This is a genomic window from Kitasatospora griseola (assembly GCF_044999035.1).
GTDB lineage: Bacteria > Actinomycetota > Actinomycetes > Streptomycetales > Streptomycetaceae > Kitasatospora > Kitasatospora griseola.
Genome location: NZ_CP173360.1, coordinates 1,177,639 through 1,201,079, shown reverse-complemented (window position 1 = coordinate 1,201,079; position 23,441 = coordinate 1,177,639). Strand labels below are relative to the sequence as shown.

Genomic DNA, 23,441 nt, shown 5'->3' with positions numbered 1-23,441 from the left:
CGCCGTCTCATTTAGGGTGTCCGATGATCTGTACGGTCAGCGGGGGCTATCCGTACACTCTGCGAGCATGAGCGCACTCCTGACGGGTTACGCCCGATGCTCCACCGATTCCCAGGACCTGACGGCCCAGCGGGAGATCCTGCTGGGCCTCGGCGTGGCCAAGGATCGGATCTACCTTGACCGCGGACTCACCGGAACCAACCGCAACCGGCCCGGTCTCGACCAGGCCCTCGCCTCCGTCCGCGCCGGCGACACCCTCGTCGTGCCCAAGCTCGACCGCCTCGCCCGATCCGTACCCGACGCCCGCGACATCGGCGACTCCCTCGTCGCCCGCGGCGTACGGCTCTCACTCGGCGGTGCCCTGTACGACCCCACCGACCCCATGGGCAAGATGTTCTTCAACATCCTCGCCACCTTCGCCGAGTTCGAGGTCGACCTCCTGCGGATGCGGACCCGAGAAGGCATGGCCGTCGCCCGAGCGAAGGGCAAGCTCAAGGGCAAGCAGCCCAAGCTCAGCTCTCGGCAGCAGGCTCATCTTGTCCAGCTCCACCAGGCCGGCGAGCACACCATCGCCGACCTCGCCGAGCTGTTCTCCGTCAGCCGGCCGACGGTGTACCGCGTCTTGGAGCGCGCCCGTACCAACACATGAACCCACAGCTCACGGGGTCAATCAGCCACCGTTTGGGGCTGGTGACACGTTCGTTAACAGCACCCCTACTAGCCGGATCCGGTTGCCGGTTGTTCACCGTTGGCGGCGGCCGCCGGTTCACGGCGCAGCTCCGGGGTCGATCCGGCGACTGCGGCCACTGCCGCCAGGCAGAGCAGGCCGCCGCTGATCAGGGCGGTGGCGGCGCCGGCCCAGGTGGCGACGAGGCCGGCGCGCAGGTTGCCGAGTTGTGGTCCGGCCTGGCCGACGACGGTCTCGGCTGCGGTGACCCGGCCGAGCATCGCGTCGGGGGTGCAGGTCTGGACGATCGTGGTCCGGGCGAGCACCGCCAGTGCGTCGGCGCCGCCCGCCACGATCAGCAGGAGGAGGCCGGGCCAGGCCCGGTGCGTCAGGCCGAACGCGGTCAGCGCGCCGCCCCAGGTCGCCGCGGCGGCCAGCATCACCGGGCCCGGGCGGCCGAATCGGGTGACGGGGCCGGAGAAGGCGGTCGCGATGATGCCGCCCACGGCCAGCGCGGACAGGAACAGGCCGAGGGTGCGCGGGTTCCCGGCGAAGCGTTCGGTGTTGACCAGCGGGAACAGTGCCGCCGGCATGGACAGCACGGTCGCTGCCAGGTCCGTCAGCAGCGCGCCCCGCACCGCCCGATGGCCCGTCAGGAACCGCAGCCCGTCCGCCACTCCGCCCAGGCCCGCCCGGGACGCGCCGCCCACCGGAGGCAGCGGCGGCAGTCCGAACGCGCAGGCGAAGGAGACGCCGAAGCTCGCGGCGTCCAGCAGGTAGCAGACCCCGACGCCCCACCAGCCGAGCACCACGCCCGCCACCGCCGGACCGAGCAGCATCATCGCCTGCCCCGTCGCCTGATTGAGCGCCAGACCTGCCGCGACCTGGTCCTTCGGCAGCAGGCGCGGCACGAACACCCCCGCCGCCGGCGCACCCAGCGCACCGAACGACGCCTGCACGGCGACCAACGCCAGCACCACGGCCACCGGCACCTGCCCGGCGAATCCCTGCACCGCCAGCAGCAGCGAGCACGTCGCCTGCCCCGCGTTGCCCAGCAGATAGATCCGGCGCCGGTCGGCCCGGTCGACCCAGGATCCCGCGAACAGGCCGAACCCGATCATCGGCAGCGCCTGCGCCAGGCCGACAGCGCCGCTCCACGCCGGGCTGCGGGTGCTGTCCCACACCTGGAACATCACGGTGACCACGGTCATGAAACTGCCCAGGGTGGACACCGTCCGCCCGAACAGCAGCCACCGGAACAGGCGGGAGGTCCGTAGCGGCCGGACATCGATCAGGGCTCGGGCGAGACTCACGAGGCACACACGGGGGAGGGCGCGGGCTCAGGCACGCCGAGGACCCTAGCCCATTTCTCCGGGCGGCGGCGACGCGCCGGTGGCGCCGGCTTCGAACAGGATCCGGAGCCGCTTCGCGCTTCCGGACGAATATCGCGGAGGAATTTCGGAGGAGTTTCGGTGGAACTTCGGAAAATGCGTGCGGAGAATCAGGAGGATTCGGATTTCGAGCAGGCCGCACGGGCGCGGGTGGGTGTGATGACCCAGCCGGCCCGTGCGGCCCTTTCGCGCTACGGGTTCAATTCAGCCCGCGATTGTCCTCGGACTCAGCCGCAGTGGGAGTTGTACTGCACCGCGGTCGACGCGATGGTGCCGTACCAGTCGATGCACTGCCCCGGGGCGTAGACCTTCACCGGGCCGGCGTAGGTGGTGTAGTTGCCGCCGTCGTGGATCCAGGTGGAGCTGCCGGAAATCTTGATGCCGGCATCCACGAAAACGGTCGATCCGGAGCTGTTGCGGACCGTGACGACACAGTTCTGCCGTTGCCGCTGTTGTAGGTCAGGAACACGGTGCCGCCGCTGACCGGCAGCGAGTCGATCACCGAGTACCCCGAGCCGCAGGCGCCGTTGTACGAGGCGGCCTGGGCGGTCGTCGGGGCGGCCAGCAGGCCGGCGCTCGCGGTGGCCAGTACGGCTGCGCCGGCGGCGATCCGCTTGGCGGTCTTCGTTCCACGAATCATGTTGTCGTCCCTCCCTTTGTTCGCCCACCTGGCGAACGGGAATGAGCATGTCATTCGATTTGAATCGACGCAAGGGTGTTCGGGAAATGCGGGAGGCAATTGACCGACTGTTCGATACCGGATGGTGGGACATGCTGCAAAAAGGGCGATTTGACCGGTCGTGATGTTCGATCGGATCTGCGTTTTCGGGCTGGTGGGCCTGATTCACCTGGGTGGCGTGTGGAAATTCTGAGAACGTGCGCCAACAGGTAATTGCGGGTTTCTGGATTCGCGAGGGAATTCCCGGGGCTGCTGTGGCGGCAATGGTGTCGCGGGCCGAGGGAGGGTCCACCGCGAGGGGGACCGGGTCGAGCTTCGGAGGGGACGCCGGTGGGGCGGGCGGGGCGTGAAGGTGGGCGGCATGAAGAAGCTTTTTGCGGGTGGGTTGCTGGTGGTCGGGGTGCTCGGCGGGGTCGTGGGGGCCGCGGTCGGGACGGTGGTGGCGGGCGCGGTGTGGCCGGCGTCGGGGGTGATGGCGGGCGGCGCGGTGTGCGGGGTGGCCGTCGGGTGCGGGCTGCCGGTGTGGGGTGCGCGGCGGTTGGTCGGGTGGCCGCGCTGGTTGCCGGTGGTGACGAGCGCGGTGCTGGCGGCGGCGCTGGGGGCGGCCGTGCTGTGGCCGGGGGAGCGGGCGGTGCCCGGACAGGCCGCCGCGTACTGGGAGTTGCCCACCGGGTCGCGGCTCGCGTACCACCTGACGGCGGCTCGGGGGACGGTCCGGCCCGAGCCCGTCGTCCGACTGCACGGCGGCCCGGGCACGCCGGGCGAGGCGGCGGACGGGCTGGACGAGGAGCTGAGCCTGGCGGGCTACCAGGTGTACGCGTACGACCAGTTGGGGTCGGGGGACTCGCCGCGACCGGCCGGCCTCGGCGGGTACACGGTGCAGCGGCAGGTCGACGACCTGGAGGCGATCCGGCAGCGGCTCGGCGCGGAACGGATGGTGCTGATCGGGGCGTCCTGGGGAGGCACCCTCGCCGCCGAGTACCTCGCCGCGCACCCCGACCGCGTCGCGCAGGTGGTGTTCACCTCGCCCGGCGCACTCTGGACCCCCGAGTACACCGACGAGCAGGCCGGGCAGCTCTGGGACCGGCTCACCCCCGAACAGCGCCGGCGGGTCGACGGTCTCGGCGGCAGCGGGCCGCGCCTTCCGCTCTGGTCGGCGCTGATGGCCCTCGACCCCGCGCAGGCGCACGTCCTGCTGCCCGACGACCAGGCCGACGCGCTGTTCCGGAACCTGCTGGCCATCTCCGGCTCCGCCGCCACCTGCCACCCCGGCGAGGCCGCCGAACTGCCCGTCAAGACCCCCGGCTTCTACGCCAACCAGCTGATCGCCGCGGACCTGCGCCACCGCCCCGACCCCCGGCCCGTGCTGCGCACCGTGCACGTCCCGGCGCTGGTGCTGCGCGGCGAGTGCGACTACAAGCACTGGGAGGTCACCCGCGAGTACCGCGACACCCTGCCCGGAGCCCGGCTGCTGTACGTCCCGGGCGCGGGCCACGCCATCGCCGTCGACCGGCCCGCCGCGTACCGCGCCGCCGTGCTCGCCTTCCTCACCGGCGCCCCGCTGCCCGGCGCCCCGTACACCGGCGCGGACGACCCCGCGAAGCGGTGACGGCGGCCGCGACCCCGGAGGGAAATCGCTTTCCGCATTCGGTCGGCCGAGTGCTCCCGCGCGCGCTCGGAAACCGCTTTCCGCACCCCGCGCCGTCCCTGTTTGTCCGGGCGGCGCGGGGCGGCGCATGCTGGAGAAGGACCAACCCGGCTCCGAGGAGAGTGCCATGGAGATCAGGGGACCCAGCGGAGTGGTCGCCGGGGTCGACGGTTCGGTGCCCGGCAACGAGGCTGCCGAGTGGGCGGCCCGCGAGGCCGAGCGGCGCGGCGAGAGCCTGCACCTCGTGCACGCCGTCAACACCGGCACCGTCACCCTCTCGCCCCGCACGGGGACGACCGTCACCGACCTGATTCTGCGTGAGGCGGCAGAACTGCTGGAGAGCGTGCGGTCCGGGCTGGAGGCCGCGCACCCCGGACTGCGGATCACCGGTGACGTGGTCCCGCGCGACGCCGCCGAGGCCGTGCTGACCGCGGCCGAGCACGCCGGCGTCGCAGTGCTCGGCACGCGCGGGCACGGCGGGTTCGCGTCGCTGCTGCTCGGCTCGGTCAGCCTGCGGGTCGCCGCGCACGCCGCCTGCCCGGTGGTGGTGGTCCGCGGCACCGAGCACCCGGACGGGCCGGTGCTGGTCGCCGTCCACGACGAACGGGACGCCGCCGCACTGCGGTTCGGCTGCGAGACGGCGGCCCGGCGCGGCCTCGCGGTGCGGGCGCTGCACACCTGGTCGCCGGTGGTCGCCGACGTGGGCCGGATGGCGCCGATGGTCGACGAACTCGGCGAGGAGAGCCGGCTGCACGAGCAACTGATGCTGCGCACCTGCGACCCGGTGCGCGACGAGTTCCCCGCCGTCGACGTGCAGACCCAGCAACTGACCGGCGGCACCGCCGCGACCGTGGTGGAGGAGTCCCGCACCGCCGCGCTGGTGGTGATGTCCCGGCACCAGCCGGCCCCGCGCTTCGGCCTCCGGCTGGCCACCCCCGTGCATGCCGTCCTGCACCACGCGCAGTGCCCGGTGGCCGTCGTCCCGGTGTGAACCCCTCCCGTCCGGGCGGACCCGTCGCCACATGACGGGCCCGCCCGGTACGCGCCCGGCTGCCGCCGGCGGGGCGGCGCTGCCGGTTCGTGCAGCAACGATCCGGTGGTCGCGGTGGCGCGGCAAGGGCGGTACGGGCCGTGCCATCCGATCGGCGCAATAGGTCGGTTGGTCGTACGTCGGACGAGCTGATGAGACGTCAACCAGCCCATCGCGGCGATGGGCTGGGGCGAACCGGGCGCGTCAGTTCGGCTCGGTGAGCGGTCCGGTCAGGCGGCGGAAGGCGGTCTCGGCGAGCTCGGCGGCGCCGGCCGGGTCGGTGTCGCCCGCGGCCCAGGCCTCGACGGCCACCCGCATGGCGGCGTTGGCGGCGGCGGCCAGCAGACGGATGTCGAGGCTGTCGGGGGGCAGGTCGGCGAGCGTGGCCAGGACCGGGCGCAGCGCGGTCTCGGCGTCGTGCTGGGTGCGGTGCCAGACGTCGCGCAGGGCCGGGTCGTCGGGCATGGCGCGGAGCAGGCCGCGGGTCCAGGCGAGGGCGGCGGCGGGGCGGCCGGGGGAGGGGTCGAGCGAGCCGCGGGCGGAGTCGAGCAGGGCGGGCAGCAGCGGGGTGCCGGGGGCGGTGGCGGCGAGCAGCTCGATCCACTGGCGGGAGCCGTCGGCCAGCAGCGGGGCGACGGCGTCCTCCTTGGTGCGGAAGTAGCGGTAGAAGGTGCGCAGCGAGACGCCGGCGGTGCGGGCGATGTCCTCGGCGGTGGTGCCGTCGGCGCCGCGTTCGGAGAACAGTCGGGCGGCGGTGAGCGCGATCTCCTGCTGGGTGGCGGCCTTGCGGCGCTCGGTGAGGGAGAGCGCGGGGCGTTCGGGTTCGGCCATGGTGTGGTCCCCCGGGGTGGTGGTCGGGCGGTGGGCGGCCGCCGGGCGGTTTGCGAACCGGTGCAGGTCGGACGGGTCGGCGGCGGCCGGGCGGTCCTCAGCGTAGCCGCCCGGGCGTCACGGGATGCGGGTGTGGCACAACGTGCCATGTTGGCGTACCGTGCATGAACGAGAGGTCGGAGTGCACCCCGCCCGACCCGCCGCACGACAGGGAGACCCCCATGAACCGCTTCGAAGGCCGCCGCGTCCTGATCACCGGCGCCGGCTCCGGCATCGGCCGGGCCACCGTCCACCGGATCCTGGCCGAGGGCGGCACCGTGGTCGGCGCCGACGTGGTCGAGGCCGGGCTCGCCGCGACCCGTGCGCAGGCCGAGGCCGACGGCACCGCCGACCGCCTGATCACCAAGGTCGTCGACATCTCCGACGAGGCGTCCGTCAAGGCCGGCGTCGGCGCCGCGATCGCCGAGCTCGGCGGCCTGGACGCGGTGGTGAACGCGGCGGGCATCCTGCGCTCCGCCCACACCGAGCAGACCACGCTGGAGCTCTGGAACCGGATGCTGGCGGTCAACCTCACCGGCACCTTCCTGGTCACCCGTGAGGCGCTGCCCGCGCTGCTCGCCACCGGCCGCGGCGTGGTGGTCAACTTCTCCTCCACCTCCGCCGCCTTCGCCCACCCCTACATGGCGGCGTACGCGGCGACCAAGGGCGGCATCCAGTCCTTCACGCACGCGATCGCCGCCGAGTACGCCAAGCAGGGCCTGCGCGCGGTCTGCGTCGCCCCCGGCTCGATCGCCTCCGGCATGACGGCCGCCCCGGGCCTGCCCGAGGACGCGGACATGTCCTGGTTCGCCAAGCTCCAGCCCGCGCTCGGCCAGGGCTTCGCGGGGCCCGAGACGGTGGCCGGCGTGATCGCGATGCTGGCCTCGGACGACGGCGCGTTCGTCACCGGCACCGAGATCCGCATCGACGGCGGCACCCACGCCTGACACTCCGTCAACCCGACCCCCGCCGTCCCGCCCGTCCGTGACCGGGACGGCGGGACGGAACTTCCCGGGCGGCCGCCGGCGCGGGCGCCGCAGCGTGCATACTTAGCCGGCACGTTCGGCACGGCCGCGCCGAGCCCGTTCGTCATCGGCTGGTGGATGCGCGGCGAGGGGAAGACACGGGGATCACGGCCATGGGGCTGACCGGCACGACGCTGCTGCTGTTCACGATCGAGATCGCACTCGTGGTGCTGGGCGCCACCGTCTGGTGGTGGCCCGCGTTCGCGAAGCGCCACTGGCGGGCCGTCCTCGGCCGGGTCGGCCTGCTGTTCGGCAGCCAGCTCGCGCTGCTCGCGGTGATCGGCCTGCTGGTGAACAACTACTTCTCGTTCTACAGCAGTTGGAACGACCTGCTGGGCACCGGCAAGGACGGCCCGGTCTCCGTGAAGGCCGCCGCCGCGCCCGCCCCGCCGCTCGGGGCGACAGCCTCCCCGAGCGCCTCCCCCACCGTCGAGCCCGAGCCCGCCAACCTGCCGGTGCTGCCCGCGCAGGAGCTCGGCCAGGAACCCGTCGACACCACGGTCGGACGCGACCCGCAGAAGGTCGGCGAGATCCGCTCCGTGCGCATCCCCGGCGCGCGCACCGGCCTGAGCACCGACGGGTACGTCTACCTGCCCCCGCAGTACTTCCAGTCCGGCAACGAGCAGCGGAAGTTCCCCGCGGTCATCGCGATGACCGGCTTCCCCGGCGACGCCAAGGCGCTGATCACCCGCTTCAACTACCCCGGCGTCGCGCTCGACGAGATGCGGGCCGGCCGGATGCAGCCCACCGTCCTCATCCTGATGCGGCCCTCGCCCGCGATGCCCGCCGACCCCGAGTGCGAGAACGTCCCCGGCGGGCCGCAGGCCGAGACCTACTTCGCCAAGGACGTCCCGCGCTCGATCGCCGCCGCCTACCGGATCTCCACCGCCCCCGGGGCGTGGGGCGTGATGGGCAACTCCACCGGCGGGTACTGCGCCGCGAAGCTCGCCATGCGGCACCCCGAGGTGTTCGCCGGCAGCGTCTCCATCTCCGGCTACCTGAAGGCCGCCGAGGACGTCACCACCGGCGACCTGTTCAAGGGCAGTCAGCAGCGCCGCGACGAGGCCGACCTGCTCTGGCGGCTCCAGCACCTGCCGATGCCCGCCACCGCGATCATGCTCAGCGGCGCCGAGAAGGGCGACGGCGACTTCCGCAAGGACGCCGATGCGTTCACCGCCGCCGCCAAGGCCCCGATGACCACCGGCGTCGCCTCCGTCCCCGAGGGCGGCCACAACTTCACCACCTGGATCAAGTTGCTCCCCGCCGGCTTCCAGTTCCTCTCCGCCCACCTGAAGCCGTGACCCGGCCCGGGGCCGTGATCCGACCCGGGGCGTGACCGGGCGCGGGCCCGCGGCCGGACGGGCCGGCGGGCAAGTGCGGCAGGAAGGTCAGTGCGCAGGTGCCGGCGGGCCGGGCGTCAGGCCGGGGTGAGGGTGCCGGTGTGCAGCTCGCCGACCCGGCCGGACTCGCCCTCCCACGTCCAGAAGGCCTTGACGGTGAGGGAGTTGAGGTCCATGACGTGGCTGACGGTGAGGCCGCTGCGCTCCGTCCAGGAGACGAACCAGATGCCCGGGGCGATGGCCGCGGTGTGCAGCGGGACGTCCTCGAACTGGCCGGCGGACTCGCCGAGGCCCTCCCAGCGGAGCCGGGCGCCGTCCGCGGAGTAGGAGTTGCGGAAGGCCGCGCCGTTGTCGACCTGGAAGAGGTAGGTGCGGCCGGCGAAGCCCGGCAGAGCGGCGGTCATGTGTGGGCGGTCCTTCGGGCGGGTCGGTGCGGTGGACGGGTGCGACCGGTGGGGTCGCACCCGTCCCAACCTATCGGACCGGGGTCGGACGCGGGGCTCCGATCAGCAGGCGAAGTCGACGCGGCGGAACGTCACGTAGTGGTCGGCCGTGTAGTAGTCCTCGTGGTGGACCTTGCCGGTGATGATCCGTCGGGTGCCGCGGGTGGGGCTGCCCGGGGTGATGACGGTGTACTCGTGGTAGTACCCGGTCGACTGGGCGGGCAGGACGCCCTCGCGGTTCTGGAAGACCACGCCGTCCTGGGAGTACGGGAAGGGCCCGCCGGCGTCGATCAGGCGGATGGTGTCGCGGCCCTGGCTGGGCAGCGCCGTGTAGCAGACGTTCCCGCTGACGGCCGCGTGCGCCTCGGTGGCGAGCGCGGCGGTGGGGGCGAGGGTCAGCAGACCGAGGGCGGCGACCGAGACGGCACGGACCTTCAGCGCGCGTGGAGTCATTCGCATGCCGCCAGTGTGATGCGGCGTCAGCCGCCGCCGTAACCCTTGTCGCGAACACTTCACCTGCTGGCCGCGGCCGGAAAACCCGGACGACGCGCGGCGTACCAGGACCGGCCTGTGGCGGGCCGACACCGCCGGACCCCGCGCCCTGTGGTTCCGACACATGGGTGGCCGGACGCACCGCCCCTAGCGTGACCTGACCCACAGTCGGACCGCCGACCGGCCCACCCCCACGTGGCCGGCCGCCGGCGGTCCACCCGTCCGTCGAAGGAGGACCAGGTGCGCCACCCGCTCAGGTCCGTGTTGACCGCCCTGTCGGCCGGTGCGCTGCTCGCGCTCGGCCTCGCCCCCACCCAGGCCGCCGCGGCCCCCGCCGTCCCCTCCTACCTCAGCCAGGAGGCCGTGTTCGGCTCGCCCGGCAACGGCTGGGCGCAGGTCGAGCGCTACCTGGACGGCACGTCCGGGTTCACGCAGGAGCAGTACCCGTCCGACGGGCGCGGCGACCAGGACGGTGCGCGGGTCGGCTACTTCGGCGGGGTCAAGCGGCCGTTCTCCGGCCGGTTCCTGCTGTACAGCGCGCAGGGCTGGAACACCGCCACCGGAACGCCCGTACTGCTGGTGCACGGCGCCAACGACAACGCCGACCGGGCCTGGGCGAACCCCGGCGAGACCGGCAACTGCGGCGCGTCCGGCTGCCCGGGCACCGGCATGGCGCAGGCGCTGGCCGCGTCCGGCCACCGGGTGTTCGCGATCGGGTTCGCGCACAAGCAGGGCGACAACCTGATGCAGGCCCAGGCCGTCGGCGACGCCATCGCGGTGATCAAGGCCCGCACCGGCGCGGCCCAGGTGGACGTGGTGGCCTGGAGCAAGGGCGAGGTCGCCGCGCGCTCCTACGTGTCGTCCGTGAAGCCGGGCTGGGGGCGCGCCTACGCGGGCGACGTCCGCCGACTGGTGACGCTCGGCGGCCCGAACGGCGGCCTGGACTACACCTACGCCCACGGCTGGGCGTTCTCGCTGGCCACCTGGCCGGCCTGCGGCGGCACCGCCAACGCGCCCTCCCCGCACCTGTACATGACCTGCTACGGCACCTACACCGCGCAGCCCTGCCTGGGCGTGCTGCCCACCAGCGGCTACGACTGCTTCCCCGGACAGCGCCAACTCCTCGCCCGCTGGGACGGCCCCTACGGCGTGGACGCCACCATGCAGGACTGGTGGACCACCTACTACGGCGGCCAGGGCTACTACACCTCCGGCCAGGGCATCCAGGCCGCGATCGACGCCGGCTCGCTGATCAAGCCCCTCCAGCAGGCCGGCGTTCCGGTCACCGTCCCCACCTACCTGCTGGCCGGCGGCTCCGCCGACATCCCCGGCATCCTCAACGAGGGCCGCGGCCCGAGCGACGGCCTGGTCCTCACCGCCAGCGCGCTGGACACCACCGGCATCGCGAAGGTCGGCGGTACCGCCCTGCTCGGCGGCCTCAACCACATGGAACTCGCCTGGGCCCCCGCGGCCGTCTCACAGGTGACGGCCTGGCTGGCCTGACCACCGGGGCGGGTGGCCGTCGTCCACCCGCCCCGTACCCGCTGTCGGGCGTCCGCACTACAGTGCCGCGCATGACGACGTCTCTGCTTGCCATCGTCCGCGACCGTGCCGCCGTCGCCGACTACTTCCGCTGGCCGGGAGAGCTCGACCTCACCCGGACCGAGCACGTCGAACCGGTCCACCTGGCGTCCGGCCTCCGGCTGGAGGCGTTCGCCGGGGACGGTGGGGGCGGGACGTACTTCTTCTGCGGGGAGGGCGGCGAGGGGCGCCCGATCCTGTTCGCCGACTCCGAGGGCGGCGCGGCCCTCCTCGCCGTCGGCCTGCCCGAGCTGCTGCGCCTGCTGCTGGCCGCGCCCTGGTGGCGCGACTGCCCCACCTGCACCGCGGAGGAGAGCGACGAGGCCGCCGTCGAGTACCTGGAGGACGAGCCCGCCCTGCTCGCCGCCCGAGACACCGTCGCCGCCACCCTCGGACTCACCTACCCGACCGCCGCCGAGGCCCTCGCCCGCCTGCACCTGACCGCCACCGGCATCGGCCGAGAGTTCGACCTGATCTACACACCCGAGGGCACGTCCTACCGGCCGCTGATCGGCTGACGCCCTCGACGGGACGGCCGGCTTCTTCCGGCCGGAGGTCAGCCGACCGCGAGGCCGATGGCGATGCCGATGCCGATCAGGATCAGTACGCAGGCGACGACGCTCACCGTCAGGGCCCTTTTCACCACGCGCGGGATGGTGCGGGGGTCCTTCTTGTCGAGTGCCCTGCAGGCTCTGAGGCGGACGTACCAGGTGACCCAGCGGAGCCAGCGCTTGTCGGCCTTCTGCACGGCCTTCGGGTCGGTGGCGACGAGGGGGCGGGTGACGGCGAGCACCTTGCGCCACTGGGGGCCGGCGGCCGCCGATGCCGCGGCTGCCTCGTCCCGGTCGGTGTTGCCCAGCAGCGCGGTCGCCGAGCAGATGACGGCCCGCAGGCCGGCCTCGCCCTGTTCGGTCTCCAGGATCCGGTCCAGCAGCTCGCTGTCCCTGGTGGTCCGAAGCTCTTCCAGGTTGTGCTCCAGCTGGTCCTTGGCGGAGGTCTCGGCCGCGTGCTCCCGGGTCTCCGCTTCGAGGATGGCGAGGTGGAGCTTCTCCTCCCAGGCCAGGCGTTCCTCGCGGGACGGGACGAGCAGGAAGAGCAGGTGGTGGGCGGCGTCGAGTCGGCCCCAGATGAAGTCGGAGCGGCGCCATTCGCGGTTGATGAAGGCGCCGAAGTGCTGGAAGCGGATGCCGTAGAGCTTCCGGTCGCCGAGATCGGCGAACCGGTCGACGTTGAACACCGGACTCATGCTGTCCGGCCCGAGCCGCAGGAATTCGAACGCCGGGGTGAGCGGCCCGGCGGCCTTCGACGGGGGTGCGTACATCCTGGTGACCACTTCGACCGCCAGGCAGTCGTGCACGACGTCCCCGAGGCCTTTCCAGTGGCCGAGGCCGGCCTGCCGGGTCGCCTCGGCGAACCGGCTGCAGGCCTTCGCGACGAGTCCGCCGATCGTGGCCGGGACGTCCAGATCGTCGAAGACCCGGCCGAGGAGCCCGCCCAGTTCCAGGTTCGACAGCTCCAGCCCCGGCCGGTACTGGTCCCGGATCCGGTGTCTGACGGCCTTCGCGACGGCGAGCGCGCGGCGCTGCTGCCGGCTGATGTCCGTCGCGCCGTCGAGCAGTGCGCGCTGTCCGTCGGGATCCGCGTGCAGGTCCTTGGAGTCGAGGTACTGCTGGAGGTAGCCGCCGAGGGTCTCGAAGAGCCGTTCGGCGGTGATGAGTCCCCAGCGCCACTGGGACATGTCGGGGCTGTTGATGTCCTGGCTCGGCCACTGCGGGCTCCAGTTGGGGTTCTCCCCGAGGATCCGACCGAGCTCGTCGGGGTCCGCCTCCGGCACGGCGACGAGCTCGGTCACCGTGCCCACTTCGGCGAGCCGCTGACGGGTCTCCCAGAGCACTGCGCTGGCCCGGCTCAGCCGGTACTCGCCGAGCATCGTCTCGGCCGCGTCCCGCACGTAGTCGCGGAGGTCCTTCTCCTTGCTCATCCGGTCGAACAGACTCAGCTGCGTGCCGCGCACGCTCGTCCCGAGCCGGGTCGACAGCTCCTGCGTCCCGGACCGGAAGTCCGCCTCCCGCGGGTACTGCAGCGCGTTCAGGGCCGAGGTGACGAACGAGACGTCACCGCAGGCCGACTGTCCCGCCGTGTTCACCGTCTCCAGGCCGACCGAAGGGGTCACGTAGACGACCACCCGGCGCACCCGCTCGTCCAGTTGACGTTCGGTGATCGCTTCGAGAACCGGGCCGAAGGGGGCGTTGTTGAGCACCCCGCCGTCGATCACGCAGCTCGCCGGGGCGTCGGCGGCCGGAGCGGGGAGCTCGCGGAAGTGGACCATCGGCTGCTCGTCGACCGGCGGGAAGGCCACCGGAAAGCCGGCGCTCGCCCGCGCCGCCTGAACCAGCGCGTTGTTGTTCACCGAGCAGAAGTCACAACGGCTGTCGAGCTCGAAGCCCATCGTGCCGTCGTCCTGCTTCCGGAAGACCTCCGCGTGCTTGTCGTACTGGAACCGGTAGACGCGCCGGTGGTCACGGACGTCGAACCGGCTGCCGAAGCCGTCCTTGAAGTTGCGCGCCCGGCCGCCCAGCGAGGTGGCCGTCATGAAGAGGCTGATCGGCTGCTCGGGCGATTCGGCCTCGGGCATGTCCTCCAGCTGCGCCCTGATCCGTTTCTCGAAGTAGGTGCCGTCCAGCAGGCTCTGCCGGGAGGGCGACTTCAGCAGCTCCGGCAGCGAGGCGGCCGCTTCCCAGACCTCGCGCAGCGAGCCCAGCTCCGAACCACGGCCGATCGCGGTGGCCAGCAGGAGCCCGTTGAGGCCGCCGGCCGAGGTGCCCGAGACGATGTCGATCACCACTCGGGCGTTCGCCCCCGTCGCGTCGGTGATCTGCCGCCAGATCTCGGCCACCTCCCGTTCGGACGGGGAGAGCGATTCGTCGGGTTCGTCGGCGGAGGCGCGGCGCAGCAGGTCGAGCTCGTGCGTGACACCGCCCATCCAGACCGCGAGGCTGACGCCGCCGTTCATCACCAGGGCCAGCCGGACCTCTTCCTTCACCGCCATGTCTCGCACCGTAGGGCGGCGGCCTCCGGACCGCTCACGCAGTGCGAGCCGGTTGGTCCAGTGCGCGGCCCGGGGCGAGCCGGGCGGGGCCGGGGCGGCGGACGGTCGGTCAGAGCGCCGAGCCGAGGCGGGCTGCGACGGACTGCATGAGGGGGACCAGGGCGGCGGGGCCGGACTGGGCTTCGAGGGCGTGGACGCGGGCCTCGGGGCCGGAGACCGAGAGGGCGGTGGGAGTGGGGGCGCCGGGGACGGCCACGGCGAGGCAGCGGACGCCGATCTCCTGCTCCTGGTCGTCGACGACGTAGCCGGACTCGCGGGCGGCGGCGAGCTGGGCGAGCAGCACGGCGGGGTCGGTGACGGTGTGCGGGGTGTGGGCCTGGAGCGGGCCGGGGCCGAGCAGGGCGCGGGCCTCGTCCTCGGGGAGCTGGGCGAGCAGCGCCTTGCCGACGCCGGTGCAGTGCGGCTGGGCGCGACGGCCGACCTCGGTGAACATCCGCATGGAGCGCCGGGACTGGACCTGGCCGACGTAGACGACCTCGCAGCCCTCCAGGACGGCGAGGTTGGCGGTCTCGCCGGTGGCTTCCATGAGTTCGGCGAGGAACGGGCGGGCCCAGGAGCCGAGCAGCCGGTTGGCGGTCTCGCCGAGGCGGATCAGGCGCGGGCCGAGGGTGTAGCGGCGGGCGGAGTCCTGCCGGACGTAGCCCTGGGCGAGCAGGGTGCGGACCAGGCGGTGGATGGTCGGCATCGGCAGGCCGGAGGCGGCGGAGAGTTCGCTGAGGGTGGCGATGCCGCCCGCGTCGGCGAGGGCCTCCAGGAGGAGGAAGGCGCGCTCGACGGACTGCACCGAGCCGGTGGTGCGTTCGGTGGGGCTGCTGGCCACGGGACGGTTCCTTACACGGGCGGACTTCGCGCGACCTCTCAACGGAGCGTTGAAATTCTGCATCGCGGAAACTAATCTCACTGTACAGAACGGAACAGCGGAACGGCCCGAGGGGAGTGCCGCCGATGGCTGCAGATCAGGGTGCGACTGTTCCGGGCGCGGTGGTGGCGGGCCCGCCGGTGGAGCGCGCCGGCGAGGTGCTCACCCCGCAGGCGCTGGCGTTCGTCGCGGGCCTGCACCGCGCGTTCGACGGCCGCCGGCGGGAGTTGCTGGCCGCCCGGGCGGCGCGCCGCACCGAGATCGCCCGCACCGGCACGCTCGACTTCCGGCCGGAGACGGCGGCCGTCCGGGCGGGGGAGTGGCGGGTCGCGCCCGCGCCGCCCGCGCTGACGGACCGTCGGGTGGAGATCACCGGCCCCATCGACCGCAGGACGACGGTCAACGCGCTGAACTCCGGCGCCCGGGTGTGGCTGGCCGACTTCGAGGACGCCACCGCCCCCACCTGGGCGAACGTGGTCACCGGGCAGCTCAACCTGATCGACGCGTTCGAGCGCCGGATCGACTTCACCGACGCCCGCGGCAAGGCGTACGCGCTGAAGCCCGCCGGCGAGCTGGCCACCGTCGTGGTGCGCCCGCGCGGCTGGCACCTGGACGAGCGGCATCTGACGGTGGACGGCGAGCCGGTGGCCGGCGCGTTCGTCGACTTCGGCCTGTACTTCTTCCACAACGCGGCCCGGCTGCTGGCGCGCGGCGCACAGGACCCCAACTCCGGCCCGTACTTCTACCTCCCGAAGACCGAGAGCCACCTGGAGGCCCGGCTCTGGAACGAGGTCTTCACCCACGCGCAGGCCGCACTCGGCATCCCGCACGGCACGATCCGCGCCACCGTGCTGATCGAGACCATCACCGCGGCCTTCGAGATGGACGAGATCCTGTACGAACTGCGCGAGCACGTCGCCGGGTTGAATGCCGGACGGTGGGACTACCTGTTCTCGATCGTGAAGAACTTCCGGGACGCGGGCGCGCACTTCGTGCTGCCGGACCGCAACGGCGTCACCATGGCGTCCCCGTTCATGGCCGCCTACACCCGGCTGCTGGTGCGGACCTGCCACCGGCGCGGTGCGCACGCGATCGGCGGGATGGCCGCGTTCATCCCGTCCCGCACCGACCCGGAGGTCAACGCGGCGGCGCTGGCGAAGGTCCGGGCCGACAAGGAGCGGGAGGCCGACGGCGGCTTCGACGGCTCCTGGGTCGCCCACCCCGACCTGGTGCCGGTGGCGCGCGAATGCTTCGACGCGGTGCTGGGCGAGCGGCCGCACCAGCAGGAGAACCCCGGCGCGGCGGAGGAAGTGACGGCGGAGCAGCTGCTGAACGTGGCCGGCGCGGAAGGCAGTTGCACGTCCGCGGGGCTGCGCAACGCCGTCCGGGTCGGCGTCCGGTACATCGAGGCGTGGCTGCGCGGGATCGGCGCCGTCGCCATCTTCCACCTGATGGAGGACGCCGCCACCGCCGAGATCTCCCGCTCGCAGATCTGGCAGTGGATCCACAACGAGGTGGTGCTGGCCGACACCGGCGAGCAGGTGACGGCCGAGCAGGTGCGACGGCTGCTGGCGGAGGAACTCGCCGCGCTGCGGGAGGAGGCGGGCGCCGGGCGACGGTGGGACGAGGCCGCCGCGCTGTTCGAACAGGTGGCGCTCGGCGAGGAGTTCCCGGAGTTCCTGACGCTGCCGGCCCTCGCGCTGCTCGACCCGAGCGGCGACGAATAATCCGGTGCGGCCGGTGGCGGCGGGCGACTAGGGTCGTCCTCGTCCAGGTGCGCAGGCAGGGGTTACTTCCACTCTGAATGGGCAGGTCGCGGGTTCGAGTCCCGCCGCCGGCTTTCCAGCCGGCGTAGCTCAGTCGGTAGAGCAGCCAATGTCGCCTCCGCCGCTTCTGTTCTCCGGACGTCCAACTTCAGAAAACTGCCACCTCCCGGTGCGCAGGCGCCGGTTACTTCCTCCAAAGAATCCCACCGGCGCCACCTTTGATCTCGGGAGGGCAACCGCGCCGGGGCGTCCGGTGCGCAGGTCGGGGGTTACTTCCGGATCTGGCGGTTCCGGGTTCGAGTCCCGGTCGACCGTGCGTCAGCACGGCCGATAGCTCAAGGGAGAGCACCAGACTTCTACCTCCGCCGAGGCCGGCCCGTGCGGTCGGCAATTCTCGGACGCCCCGGTTCGGCCTGCCTGCCCGCAGGAGGAGTCGACCATGTCCCGCTTCAACTTCCGCCGTTCGAAGAAGACCGCCCCCGCCGTGACCGAGGCCGGGCCCGGCTCGCCCGTCACCACGACCGGGCAGCTCACCGCGAACCACCAGGGCGGGCCGGGGCACCTGCGCGACGAGAAGTCCGAACTCTTCCTGCTGGCGATGGCCAACCTGGTCGGCCAGGACACCTTCTACGAGCGCGGCGGCGCCCGCGACGACCGCTACACCGCCCTGGTGCGCTCGCTCGCCGTCAGCGATCCCGAGTGGACGCTCGGCCTGCTGCGCTGGCTGCGCCACGGCGCCGCGATGCGCACCGCCTCGCTGGTCGGCGCCGCCGAGTTCACCCGCGCCCGGCTGGACGCGAAGCTCCCCGGCCACTCCCGGCAGGTGATCGACGCCGTCCTGCAGCGCCCCGACGAGCCCGGCGAACTGCTCGCCTACTGGACGTCCCGGTACGGGCGGGCGCTGCCCAAGCCCGTCAAGCGCGGCGTCGCCGATGCCGTCGCCCGGCTGTACAACGGCCGGGCGCTGCTCAGGTACGACACCGGCACCAAGGGCTACCGGTTCGGCGACGTACTGGAGCTCACCCACCCGACGCCGGATCCCCACAAGCCGTGGCAGAGCGAGCTGTTCCGCTACGCGCTGGACCGGCGGCACCGCCCCGACACCGCCGTTCCGCCGGCGGGCGACGCCCTGCTGACCGCCCATCGCGCGCTGCTGGCCGTCCCCGTGGAGGAACGCCGCGCACTGGTCACCGGCCCCGACGGCGCGCAGCGCCTGGCCGAGGCCGGGATGACCTGGGAGGCACTGGCCGGCTGGCTCCAGGGCCCGCTGGACGCCGCCGTCTGGGAGGCCGTCATCCCGTCCATGGGCGCGATGGCGCTGGTGCGCAACCTGCGCAACTTCGACCAGGCCGGGGTGTCCGACGAGGCCGCCGAAGAGGTCGCCCGGCGGATCTCCGACCGGGGCGAGGTCACCCGCTCCCGGCAGTTCCCGTTCCGCTACCTGGCCGCGTACCGGCACGCGCCGTCGCTGCGCTGGGGCCACGCGCTGGAGCGGGCGATGAAGCACTCGCTGGCCAACGTCCCCGCGCTGCCCGGCCGTTCGCTGATCCTGGTGGACCGGTCCGGCTCGATGTTCGACCGGCCGAGTGCGCAGACCCAGCTCAACCGGGCCGACACCGCCGCGATCTTCGGCACCGCGCTGGCCCTGCGGGCCGCCGGGGCGGACCTGGTCGAGTTCGGCTCCACCAGCCGGGCCGTCCCGCTGGAGCGCGGCGACGCGGTGCTCCGGGTGCTGGACCGGTTCGGCAACCTCGGCGGCACCGACACCGCCGGGGCGGTCCGCCGGCACTACCGCGACCACGACCGGGTGGTGATCGTCACCGACGAGCAGGCGTACGGCGGTCGGGCGAGCCACCCGCTGGAGTCCGTCCCCGCCCGGATCCCCGTCTACACCTGGAACCTGGCCGGCTACCGCCCCGGCCACGCCGCGTCCGGCACGGCCTACCGGCACACCTTCGGCGGCCTGACCGACGCCGCGTTCCGGCTCGTCCCGCTGCTGGAGGCCGGGCAGGACGCGGCCTGGCCGTGGGAGGAGTGACGGCGGCTCACTCCTCCCGGCGGCGCCGGTGGTAGGCCCAGGTCAGGGCCAGGACCAGCGGGCCCCACAGGGTCAGCGGGAGGGTGGCCGCCGCCGCGAGGGCCTTCCACCAGCCGTTGGAGTACTCGACGAGCGGGACTCCGAGGTCGAGGAAGGCCAGCGGCAGCGGGTCCCACAGCGCGACCAGGGCCAACCCGCCCAGGGTTGCCGGGACGATCGCCGCGAACGGCGGAATGCGTCGGCCACCGATCAACGGCAGCCAGGCAGGCGCGACTTCGCCCCAACCGGCCACCAGACCGAAGGAGAGGTAGGCGATCCCCTCGGACAGGACACTGAGCCCGAAGACGTAGAGGATCACCCACCAGTGCCAGGTCTTGTGGACCTCGTAGACCTGGCCCATCTCGAACTCGAACGCGAAGGGCAGTCGCCAGAGGCACGACGGCAGGACGGCCAGCGGTATCAACCGGGCGGCGCGGACGGCCCAGGGCGGGACCGGCCGTGCGGTGCCGCCCAGCCTCGGAGTCGGGTGAAGCAGCTCGAATCGCATGCCCCGATCCTCCCGACCCGACCGGCGCCGGGGATCGGCCTGAGGCAGTGTCAGGTACTCGCCCGTGCGAAGGAGATCGCCTCCTCCGCCAGGTGGAAGGCCGGCGGCTCCGGTCGGGCCGAGGAATGATCCGGACACCGGCCTATGCCCCGCCGGCCACCAGCGCGTCGCCGAGCGGGGAGCGGGCGTACAGGACGGAGCGGCCGGCGCGGGTACGGGTGAGGAGGCCCGCGGTGGCCAGGGCGGAGAGGTGGCGGCTGACCGCGCCCGGGGTGACGGCGAGCCGGTGGGCGAGCGCGGTGGTGGAGGCCGGCTGGTCCAGCAGGACCAGCAGGCGGGCCCGCGGCAGGCCGATCAACTCGGCCAGCGCGTCCGGGACCCGGGGCGGGGAACTCTCGCCCATCAGGGCGTTGCCGCGGGCCGGGTAGGTGATCACCGGCGGCTCGTCCGCGTCGATGACGGTGTGCGCGCCCAACGCGCACAGCGTCGGCATCAGCACCAGGCCGCGGCCCGCCACCGGCGTGTACCGGCCGCCCAGCGCCTGCACCCGCGGATCCGGGTCGTCCAGCCGCAGCACCCCCGCCCGCCAGGACAGCCGGGAGTCCAACTCCGCGAACAGGCCCTCCGCGCCGCGCTCCGCGAACATCCGCCCCCGGTACCCCAGATCGGCCTCCAGCACGGTCCGCGCCCGCGGCCACCACTGCGGCAGCAGGCAGCGCTCCCAGTACCCGCGCAGCTGCGCCACGCAGCGCGCCAACAGCTCCGCCGGATCGGCCAGCAGCGAGGCCACCGGCTCCGGGACGGGCGCCCCGTCGCCCCGGTAGGCGGCCGCGAAATCCTTCACCACCGTCTCCGGCGGCGTGCCCGCGATCGTCTCCAACTCACTCTCGAAGGAGGGACGTTGGACCATCGGCCTGGGCGTCAGGAAGTCCGGCGCCCAGGCCCGGGGCGTCACCAGGGACTCCAGCAGCGGGACGTCCAGCGCCCGGTACGCCGACTCCCAGGACTCCATCCACCGCTGCTGGAACGGGTACTTGTGCAGGTAGCGGCGCGCCCGCAGGCTGAACACCGCCTCCTGCACGGGGGAGTAGGTGAACCAGGTGGTGGCGAGGTCGTCCACGCCGAGGGCGAACTCGAACATTGACCCCAACGGTAAAAGGATTCCGGCGAGTTGGGAACCCTGGTGTGCTGACGGCCATGACCGCCACCGCCGCGCCCGCCGGGCGCCGCTCCCTGCTGCCCGCCGAGCCCGTGCTGCGCCGGCTCGCCGTGATGACCGGCGTCAACACCGTCGGCAACGGGCTCTACTACTCCGTCAGCGCACTCTACTTCACCCGCCAAGTCGGGCTGAGCGCCGGACAGTTGGCCCTCGGACTGGCTGCGGCCGGAGTCGCCGGGATGCTGTCCGGCGTTCCGTTCGGGCGGCTCGCCGACCGGGTCGGGCACCGCCGACTGCTGTACGTCCTCGGGCCGTTGCAGGGCGCGGCCGTGCTCGGCTACGTCTTCGTGCACGGCTTCGCGCCGTTCGTCGCCGCGATCGTCGTCGCCACCGTGCTGGAACGCGGCGCCGTCGTGGTGCGCAGCGCGCTGATCGCGCACCTGCTGCCCGCCGCCGACCAGGTGCGCTCGCGGGCCCTGCTGCGCTCGGTGATGAACGCCGGACTGATGCTCGGCGGCGCGGGCGCGATGCTCGCCCTCCAGGCCGACACCCACTGGTCGTACGCCACCGTGCTGGCCCTGGACGCCGCGAGCTTCGCCGCCACCTCGCTGCTGCTGCGCGGCCTCCCCGACGCGACGGTTCCCGCCGCTCCGGCCGCCGGTCGATCGCGGCCGCGCACCGCGCTCGCCGACCGCCGCTACCTGCTTGTCGCCTTCCTGCACGCGGTGCTGGAACTCCAGTTCGCGATGCTGGAGATCGGCATCCCGCTGTGGATCGCCGTCCACACCACCGCGCCGCGCGCCCTGGTCGCGGTGGTCGCCATCGTCAACAGCCTTGCCGTGGTGCTGTTCCAGGTCCGCGCCAGCCGCGGAGTGGTCGACGTGCGCTCGGCGGCCAGGGCCTGCGCCCGCGGCGGCGTCCTGCTCGGCGCGGCCTGCCTGGTGTACGCGGCGGCGGGCGGACGCGGCACCGTGCTCGCCGTGACCCTGGTGCTGGCCGGCGTGCTGCTGCACTCGCTCGCCGAACTGCTCACCTCGGCGGGCGGCTGGACGCTCAGCCTCGACCTCGCCGACCCCGCCGCGCACGGCGAGTACCAGGGCGTCTTCATGAGCGGCCAGGCCGGCTCGCACGTGATCGGCCCGCTGATCGTCACCGCCACCGTGCTCGCCCACGGCGTCGCCGGCTGGGCGGTCCTGGGCGCCCTGCTGGCGACGGCCGGCCTGGCGATGCCCGCGGTCGCCGCCCGCCGTTGACGGACCGCCGGGCGGGTCGCCGTCAGTCGCCGGAGAAGCCGAACACACCGAAGTGGGTGGGCTCGCCGTCGGTGTGCAGGACGACGTACTTCCCGGTCCACCGCACGTTTCTCCCCCCGCGGCGCGGTGCGCCCGCCGTCCCCGGCCGACGGGCCGTCAGTCGTGGCGGGCGGCCAGGGTGCGGGCGGCCGTTGCGCAGGTGCGGGCGATGGTGGGCTCGTCGGCGGTGGTGAGGTGGCCCCGTTCGACGACGGGGCGGCCGTCGACGAGGAGGAGGGTGAGTGGGGGGAGGGCGCCGAGGACGAGGGCGGCGACGGGGTCGGCGATGGTGGAGTGGAGGAGGCCGTCGACCTTCCAGAGGGCGAGGTCGGCGAGCTTGCCGGGTTCGACGGAGCCGATCTCGTGCTGACGGCCGAGGACCCTCGCGCCGCCCATGGTGGCGAGGCGCAGGGCCTGGCGGGCGGTGAGGGTGTCGGGGCCGCCGCGCAGGCGGCTGATCAGGAGGGCGTTGCGCAGTTCGGTGCCGAGTTGGCCGGACTCGTTGGAGGCGGTGCCGTCCACGCCGAGGCCGACCGGGACGCCGGCGCCGAGCATGTCGGGGACGCGGGCGATGCCGGCGGCCAGGCGGGCGTTGGAGGACGGGCAGTGGGCGACGCCGGTGCCGGTCTCGGCGAACTTGGCGAGGTCGGAGTCGGTCATGTGCACGCAGTGCGCCATCCAGACGTCCTCGCCGAGCCAGCCCGTGGACTCGAAGTAGTCGGTGGGGCCCATGCCGAACAGCTGGTGGCAGAAGGCCGCCTCCTCGGCGGTCTCCGAGCCGTGGGTGTGCAGCCGAACCCCCTTGCGGCGGGCCAGCTCGGCCGAGCGGGACATCAGTTCGGTGGAGACCGAGAACGGCGAGCACGGAGCCAGGGCGACCTGCAGCATCGAGCCGAAGGAGCCGTCGTGCCACCGGTCGACCGCGGCCTCGGAGGCGGCGAGGATCTCGTCGGTGTCCTCCACCGCGTGGTCCGGCGGCAGGCCGCCGTCCTTCCGGCCGCGGTCCATCGACCCGCGCAGCGCGGTGAACCGCAGGCCCAGCTGCCGGACGGCCTCGATGGACGCGCCGAGCAGGTCGCCCGCGTCGCGCGGGAAGACGTAGTGATGGTCGGCGGCGGTGGTGCAGCCCGAGGTGAGCAGCGCCGCCGCCGAGCCCAGGGTCGCCGCGTGCACCAGCTCGGCGTCGATCCGCGCCCAGGACGGGTACAGCTCCACCAGCCAGTCGAACAGGATGCGGTTCTGCGCCAGTCCGCGGGTCAGCCACTGGTAGAAGTGGTGGTGGGTGTTGACCAGCCCCGGCGTGAGCAGGTGCCCCTCGCCGTCGATCCGCCGTGCCACGTCGGCCAGACGGGGCGGCGCGGGCCCGTCGCCGACCGACTCGACGGTGTTGCCGAGGACGACCACGTGCCCGCGCGCGTACTCGGTGCCGGCGGCGTCGACGGTGGCGATCGCCGCGTTCTCGATCACGATCCGTCGAGCGGCGGCCGGGGGCTGCACTGCCATGG

21 protein-coding genes and 1 tRNA gene are annotated in these 23,441 nt (G+C 73.2%); 12 read left to right on the top strand and 10 right to left on the bottom strand.

Annotation, left to right across the window (positions count from 1 at the left end; all coding sequences use genetic code 11):
• Positions 1-67 precede the first annotated feature (67 nt).
• Complete coding sequence (locus ACI1MP_RS05790) at positions 68-649, top strand: recombinase family protein (RefSeq protein ID WP_404867914.1); 582 nt, start codon at positions 68-70, stop codon at positions 647-649.
• 68 nt (positions 650-717) lie between these two features.
• Here the strand turns inward: ACI1MP_RS05790 and ACI1MP_RS05785 are convergent, their stop codons facing one another.
• A complete protein-coding gene (locus tag ACI1MP_RS05785; protein WP_404867913.1) occupies positions 718-1,980 on the bottom strand; it encodes an MFS transporter in 1,263 nt (420 codons plus the stop codon).
• Between the two features lie 305 nt (positions 1,981-2,285).
• Complete coding sequence (locus ACI1MP_RS05780; protein WP_404867912.1) at positions 2,286-2,450, bottom strand: hypothetical protein; 165 nt, start codon at positions 2,448-2,450, stop codon at positions 2,286-2,288.
• Between the two features lie 78 nt (positions 2,451-2,528).
• Here ACI1MP_RS05780 and ACI1MP_RS05775 point away from each other — a divergent pair, with 78 nt between their 5' ends.
• The 3 genes from ACI1MP_RS05775 (at position 2,529) to ACI1MP_RS05765 (ending at position 5,376) form a co-directional block, all read left to right on the top strand.
• Positions 2,529-2,801, top strand: a complete 273-nt coding sequence (locus tag ACI1MP_RS05775) for a hypothetical protein (protein WP_404867911.1) — start codon at positions 2,529-2,531, stop codon at positions 2,799-2,801.
• A gap of 297 nt (positions 2,802-3,098) precedes the next feature.
• Complete coding sequence (locus ACI1MP_RS05770) at positions 3,099-4,346, top strand: alpha/beta fold hydrolase (protein ID WP_404867910.1); 1,248 nt, start codon at positions 3,099-3,101, stop codon at positions 4,344-4,346.
• Between the two features lie 166 nt (positions 4,347-4,512).
• Positions 4,513-5,376, top strand: a complete 864-nt coding sequence (locus ACI1MP_RS05765; protein WP_380340352.1) for a universal stress protein — start codon at positions 4,513-4,515, stop codon at positions 5,374-5,376.
• Positions 5,377-5,619: 243 nt separating this feature from the next.
• Here the strand turns inward: ACI1MP_RS05765 and ACI1MP_RS05760 are convergent, their stop codons facing one another.
• Positions 5,620-6,246 (bottom strand): TetR/AcrR family transcriptional regulator, encoded by a 627-nt coding sequence (locus tag ACI1MP_RS05760; RefSeq protein ID WP_100584921.1) that lies wholly within the window; start codon positions 6,244-6,246, stop codon positions 5,620-5,622.
• A gap of 221 nt (positions 6,247-6,467) precedes the next feature.
• Here ACI1MP_RS05760 and ACI1MP_RS05755 point away from each other — a divergent pair, with 221 nt between their 5' ends.
• Together ACI1MP_RS05755 and ACI1MP_RS05750 are read left to right on the top strand one after the other, a co-directional pair.
• Positions 6,468-7,232: an SDR family NAD(P)-dependent oxidoreductase gene (locus ACI1MP_RS05755; protein ID WP_404867909.1), complete on the top strand. Its 765-nt coding sequence runs from the start codon at positions 6,468-6,470 to the stop codon at positions 7,230-7,232.
• A 191-nt stretch (positions 7,233-7,423) separates the two neighbouring features.
• The gene (locus ACI1MP_RS05750) at positions 7,424-8,611 is read left to right on the top strand and encodes an alpha/beta hydrolase (protein ID WP_404867908.1); all 1,188 of its coding nucleotides are present in this window, start codon (positions 7,424-7,426) and stop codon (positions 8,609-8,611) included.
• 116 nt (positions 8,612-8,727) lie between these two features.
• Here the strand turns inward: ACI1MP_RS05750 and ACI1MP_RS05745 are convergent, their stop codons facing one another.
• Together ACI1MP_RS05745 and ACI1MP_RS05740 are read right to left on the bottom strand one after the other, a co-directional pair.
• Positions 8,728-9,054, bottom strand: coding sequence for a MoaF-related domain-containing protein (locus ACI1MP_RS05745; protein WP_043911147.1), 327 nt, complete (start codon positions 9,052-9,054; stop codon positions 8,728-8,730).
• A 102-nt stretch (positions 9,055-9,156) separates the two neighbouring features.
• Complete coding sequence (locus tag ACI1MP_RS05740) at positions 9,157-9,552, bottom strand: ribonuclease domain-containing protein (RefSeq protein WP_380340345.1); 396 nt, start codon at positions 9,550-9,552, stop codon at positions 9,157-9,159.
• Between the two features lie 273 nt (positions 9,553-9,825).
• On the opposite strand from ACI1MP_RS05740, the gene ACI1MP_RS05735 reads away from it, so the two are divergent.
• Positions 9,826-11,088, top strand: coding sequence for an esterase/lipase family protein (locus ACI1MP_RS05735; protein WP_404867907.1), 1,263 nt, complete (start codon positions 9,826-9,828; stop codon positions 11,086-11,088).
• 71 nt (positions 11,089-11,159) lie between these two features.
• Positions 11,160-11,684, top strand: a complete 525-nt coding sequence (locus tag ACI1MP_RS05730) for a hypothetical protein (RefSeq protein WP_380340339.1) — start codon at positions 11,160-11,162, stop codon at positions 11,682-11,684.
• Positions 11,685-11,722: 38 nt separating this feature from the next.
• Here the strand turns inward: ACI1MP_RS05730 and ACI1MP_RS05725 are convergent, their stop codons facing one another.
• Both ACI1MP_RS05725 and ACI1MP_RS05720 read right to left on the bottom strand, forming a co-directional pair.
• On the bottom strand, positions 11,723-14,215 hold the full coding sequence (locus ACI1MP_RS05725) for a patatin-like protein (protein WP_404867906.1): 2,493 nt from the start codon (positions 14,213-14,215) through the stop codon (positions 11,723-11,725).
• A gap of 109 nt (positions 14,216-14,324) precedes the next feature.
• Positions 14,325-15,095: an IclR family transcriptional regulator gene (locus ACI1MP_RS05720; RefSeq protein WP_100584915.1), complete on the bottom strand. Its 771-nt coding sequence runs from the start codon at positions 15,093-15,095 to the stop codon at positions 14,325-14,327.
• A gap of 125 nt (positions 15,096-15,220) precedes the next feature.
• Between ACI1MP_RS05720 and aceB the strand changes: the two genes are divergently transcribed.
• The 3 genes from aceB (at position 15,221) to ACI1MP_RS05705 (ending at position 18,938) form a co-directional block, all read left to right on the top strand.
• On the top strand, positions 15,221-16,861 hold the full coding sequence (aceB, locus tag ACI1MP_RS05715) for a malate synthase A (RefSeq protein ID WP_404867905.1): 1,641 nt from the start codon (positions 15,221-15,223) through the stop codon (positions 16,859-16,861).
• Positions 16,862-16,912: 51 nt separating this feature from the next.
• Positions 16,913-16,974: transfer RNA gene (locus tag ACI1MP_RS05710), tRNA-Ser, on the top strand.
• Positions 16,975-17,339: 365 nt separating this feature from the next.
• Entirely contained in the window at positions 17,340-18,938 is a 1,599-nt protein-coding gene (locus ACI1MP_RS05705) for a TROVE domain-containing protein (RefSeq protein WP_404867904.1), read from the top strand.
• 7 nt (positions 18,939-18,945) lie between these two features.
• Here ACI1MP_RS05705 and ACI1MP_RS05700 read toward each other — a convergent pair whose 3' ends face one another.
• Entirely contained in the window at positions 18,946-19,485 is a 540-nt protein-coding gene (locus ACI1MP_RS05700) for a hypothetical protein (protein WP_380340326.1), read from the bottom strand.
• Between the two features lie 142 nt (positions 19,486-19,627).
• Entirely contained in the window at positions 19,628-20,626 is a 999-nt protein-coding gene (locus tag ACI1MP_RS05695; protein ID WP_404867903.1) for an ArsR/SmtB family transcription factor, read from the bottom strand.
• A 56-nt stretch (positions 20,627-20,682) separates the two neighbouring features.
• Here ACI1MP_RS05695 and ACI1MP_RS05690 point away from each other — a divergent pair, with 56 nt between their 5' ends.
• Entirely contained in the window at positions 20,683-21,897 is a 1,215-nt protein-coding gene (locus ACI1MP_RS05690) for an MFS transporter (protein ID WP_404867902.1), read from the top strand.
• 156 nt (positions 21,898-22,053) lie between these two features.
• Here the strand turns inward: ACI1MP_RS05690 and ACI1MP_RS05685 are convergent, their stop codons facing one another.
• On the bottom strand, positions 22,054-23,439 hold the full coding sequence (locus ACI1MP_RS05685; RefSeq protein ID WP_380340317.1) for an 8-oxoguanine deaminase: 1,386 nt from the start codon (positions 23,437-23,439) through the stop codon (positions 22,054-22,056).
• Positions 23,440-23,441: the final 2 nt, after the last annotated feature.

Bases quoted from the DNA above. Each gene is read 5' to 3' on its own strand.
- ACI1MP_RS05725 (WP_404867906.1), bottom strand. From the start codon at position 14,215: ATGGCGGTGAAGGAAGAGGTCCGGCTGGCCCTGGTGATGAACGGCGGC.
- ACI1MP_RS05695 (WP_404867903.1), bottom strand. From the start codon at position 20,626: ATGTTCGAGTTCGCCCTCGGCGTGGACGACCTCGCCACCACCTGGTTC.
- ACI1MP_RS05730 (WP_380340339.1), top strand. From the start codon at position 11,160: ATGACGACGTCTCTGCTTGCCATCGTCCGCGACCGTGCCGCCGTCGCC.
- aceB (WP_404867905.1), top strand. From the start codon at position 15,221: ATGGCTGCAGATCAGGGTGCGACTGTTCCGGGCGCGGTGGTGGCGGGC.
- ACI1MP_RS05750 (WP_404867908.1), top strand. From the start codon at position 7,424: ATGGGGCTGACCGGCACGACGCTGCTGCTGTTCACGATCGAGATCGCA.
- ACI1MP_RS05765 (WP_380340352.1), top strand. From the start codon at position 4,513: ATGGAGATCAGGGGACCCAGCGGAGTGGTCGCCGGGGTCGACGGTTCG.
- ACI1MP_RS05760 (WP_100584921.1), bottom strand. From the start codon at position 6,246: ATGGCCGAACCCGAACGCCCCGCGCTCTCCCTCACCGAGCGCCGCAAG.
- ACI1MP_RS05690 (WP_404867902.1), top strand. From the start codon at position 20,683: ATGACCGCCACCGCCGCGCCCGCCGGGCGCCGCTCCCTGCTGCCCGCC.
- ACI1MP_RS05745 (WP_043911147.1), bottom strand. From the start codon at position 9,054: ATGACCGCCGCTCTGCCGGGCTTCGCCGGCCGCACCTACCTCTTCCAG.
- ACI1MP_RS05755 (WP_404867909.1), top strand. From the start codon at position 6,468: ATGAACCGCTTCGAAGGCCGCCGCGTCCTGATCACCGGCGCCGGCTCC.
- ACI1MP_RS05740 (WP_380340345.1), bottom strand. From the start codon at position 9,552: ATGCGAATGACTCCACGCGCGCTGAAGGTCCGTGCCGTCTCGGTCGCC.
- ACI1MP_RS05790 (WP_404867914.1), top strand. From the start codon at position 68: ATGAGCGCACTCCTGACGGGTTACGCCCGATGCTCCACCGATTCCCAG.
- ACI1MP_RS05685 (WP_380340317.1), bottom strand. From the start codon at position 23,439: ATGGCAGTGCAGCCCCCGGCCGCCGCTCGACGGATCGTGATCGAGAAC.
- ACI1MP_RS05770 (WP_404867910.1), top strand. From the start codon at position 3,099: ATGAAGAAGCTTTTTGCGGGTGGGTTGCTGGTGGTCGGGGTGCTCGGC.
- ACI1MP_RS05705 (WP_404867904.1), top strand. From the start codon at position 17,340: ATGTCCCGCTTCAACTTCCGCCGTTCGAAGAAGACCGCCCCCGCCGTG.
- ACI1MP_RS05700 (WP_380340326.1), bottom strand. From the start codon at position 19,485: ATGCGATTCGAGCTGCTTCACCCGACTCCGAGGCTGGGCGGCACCGCA.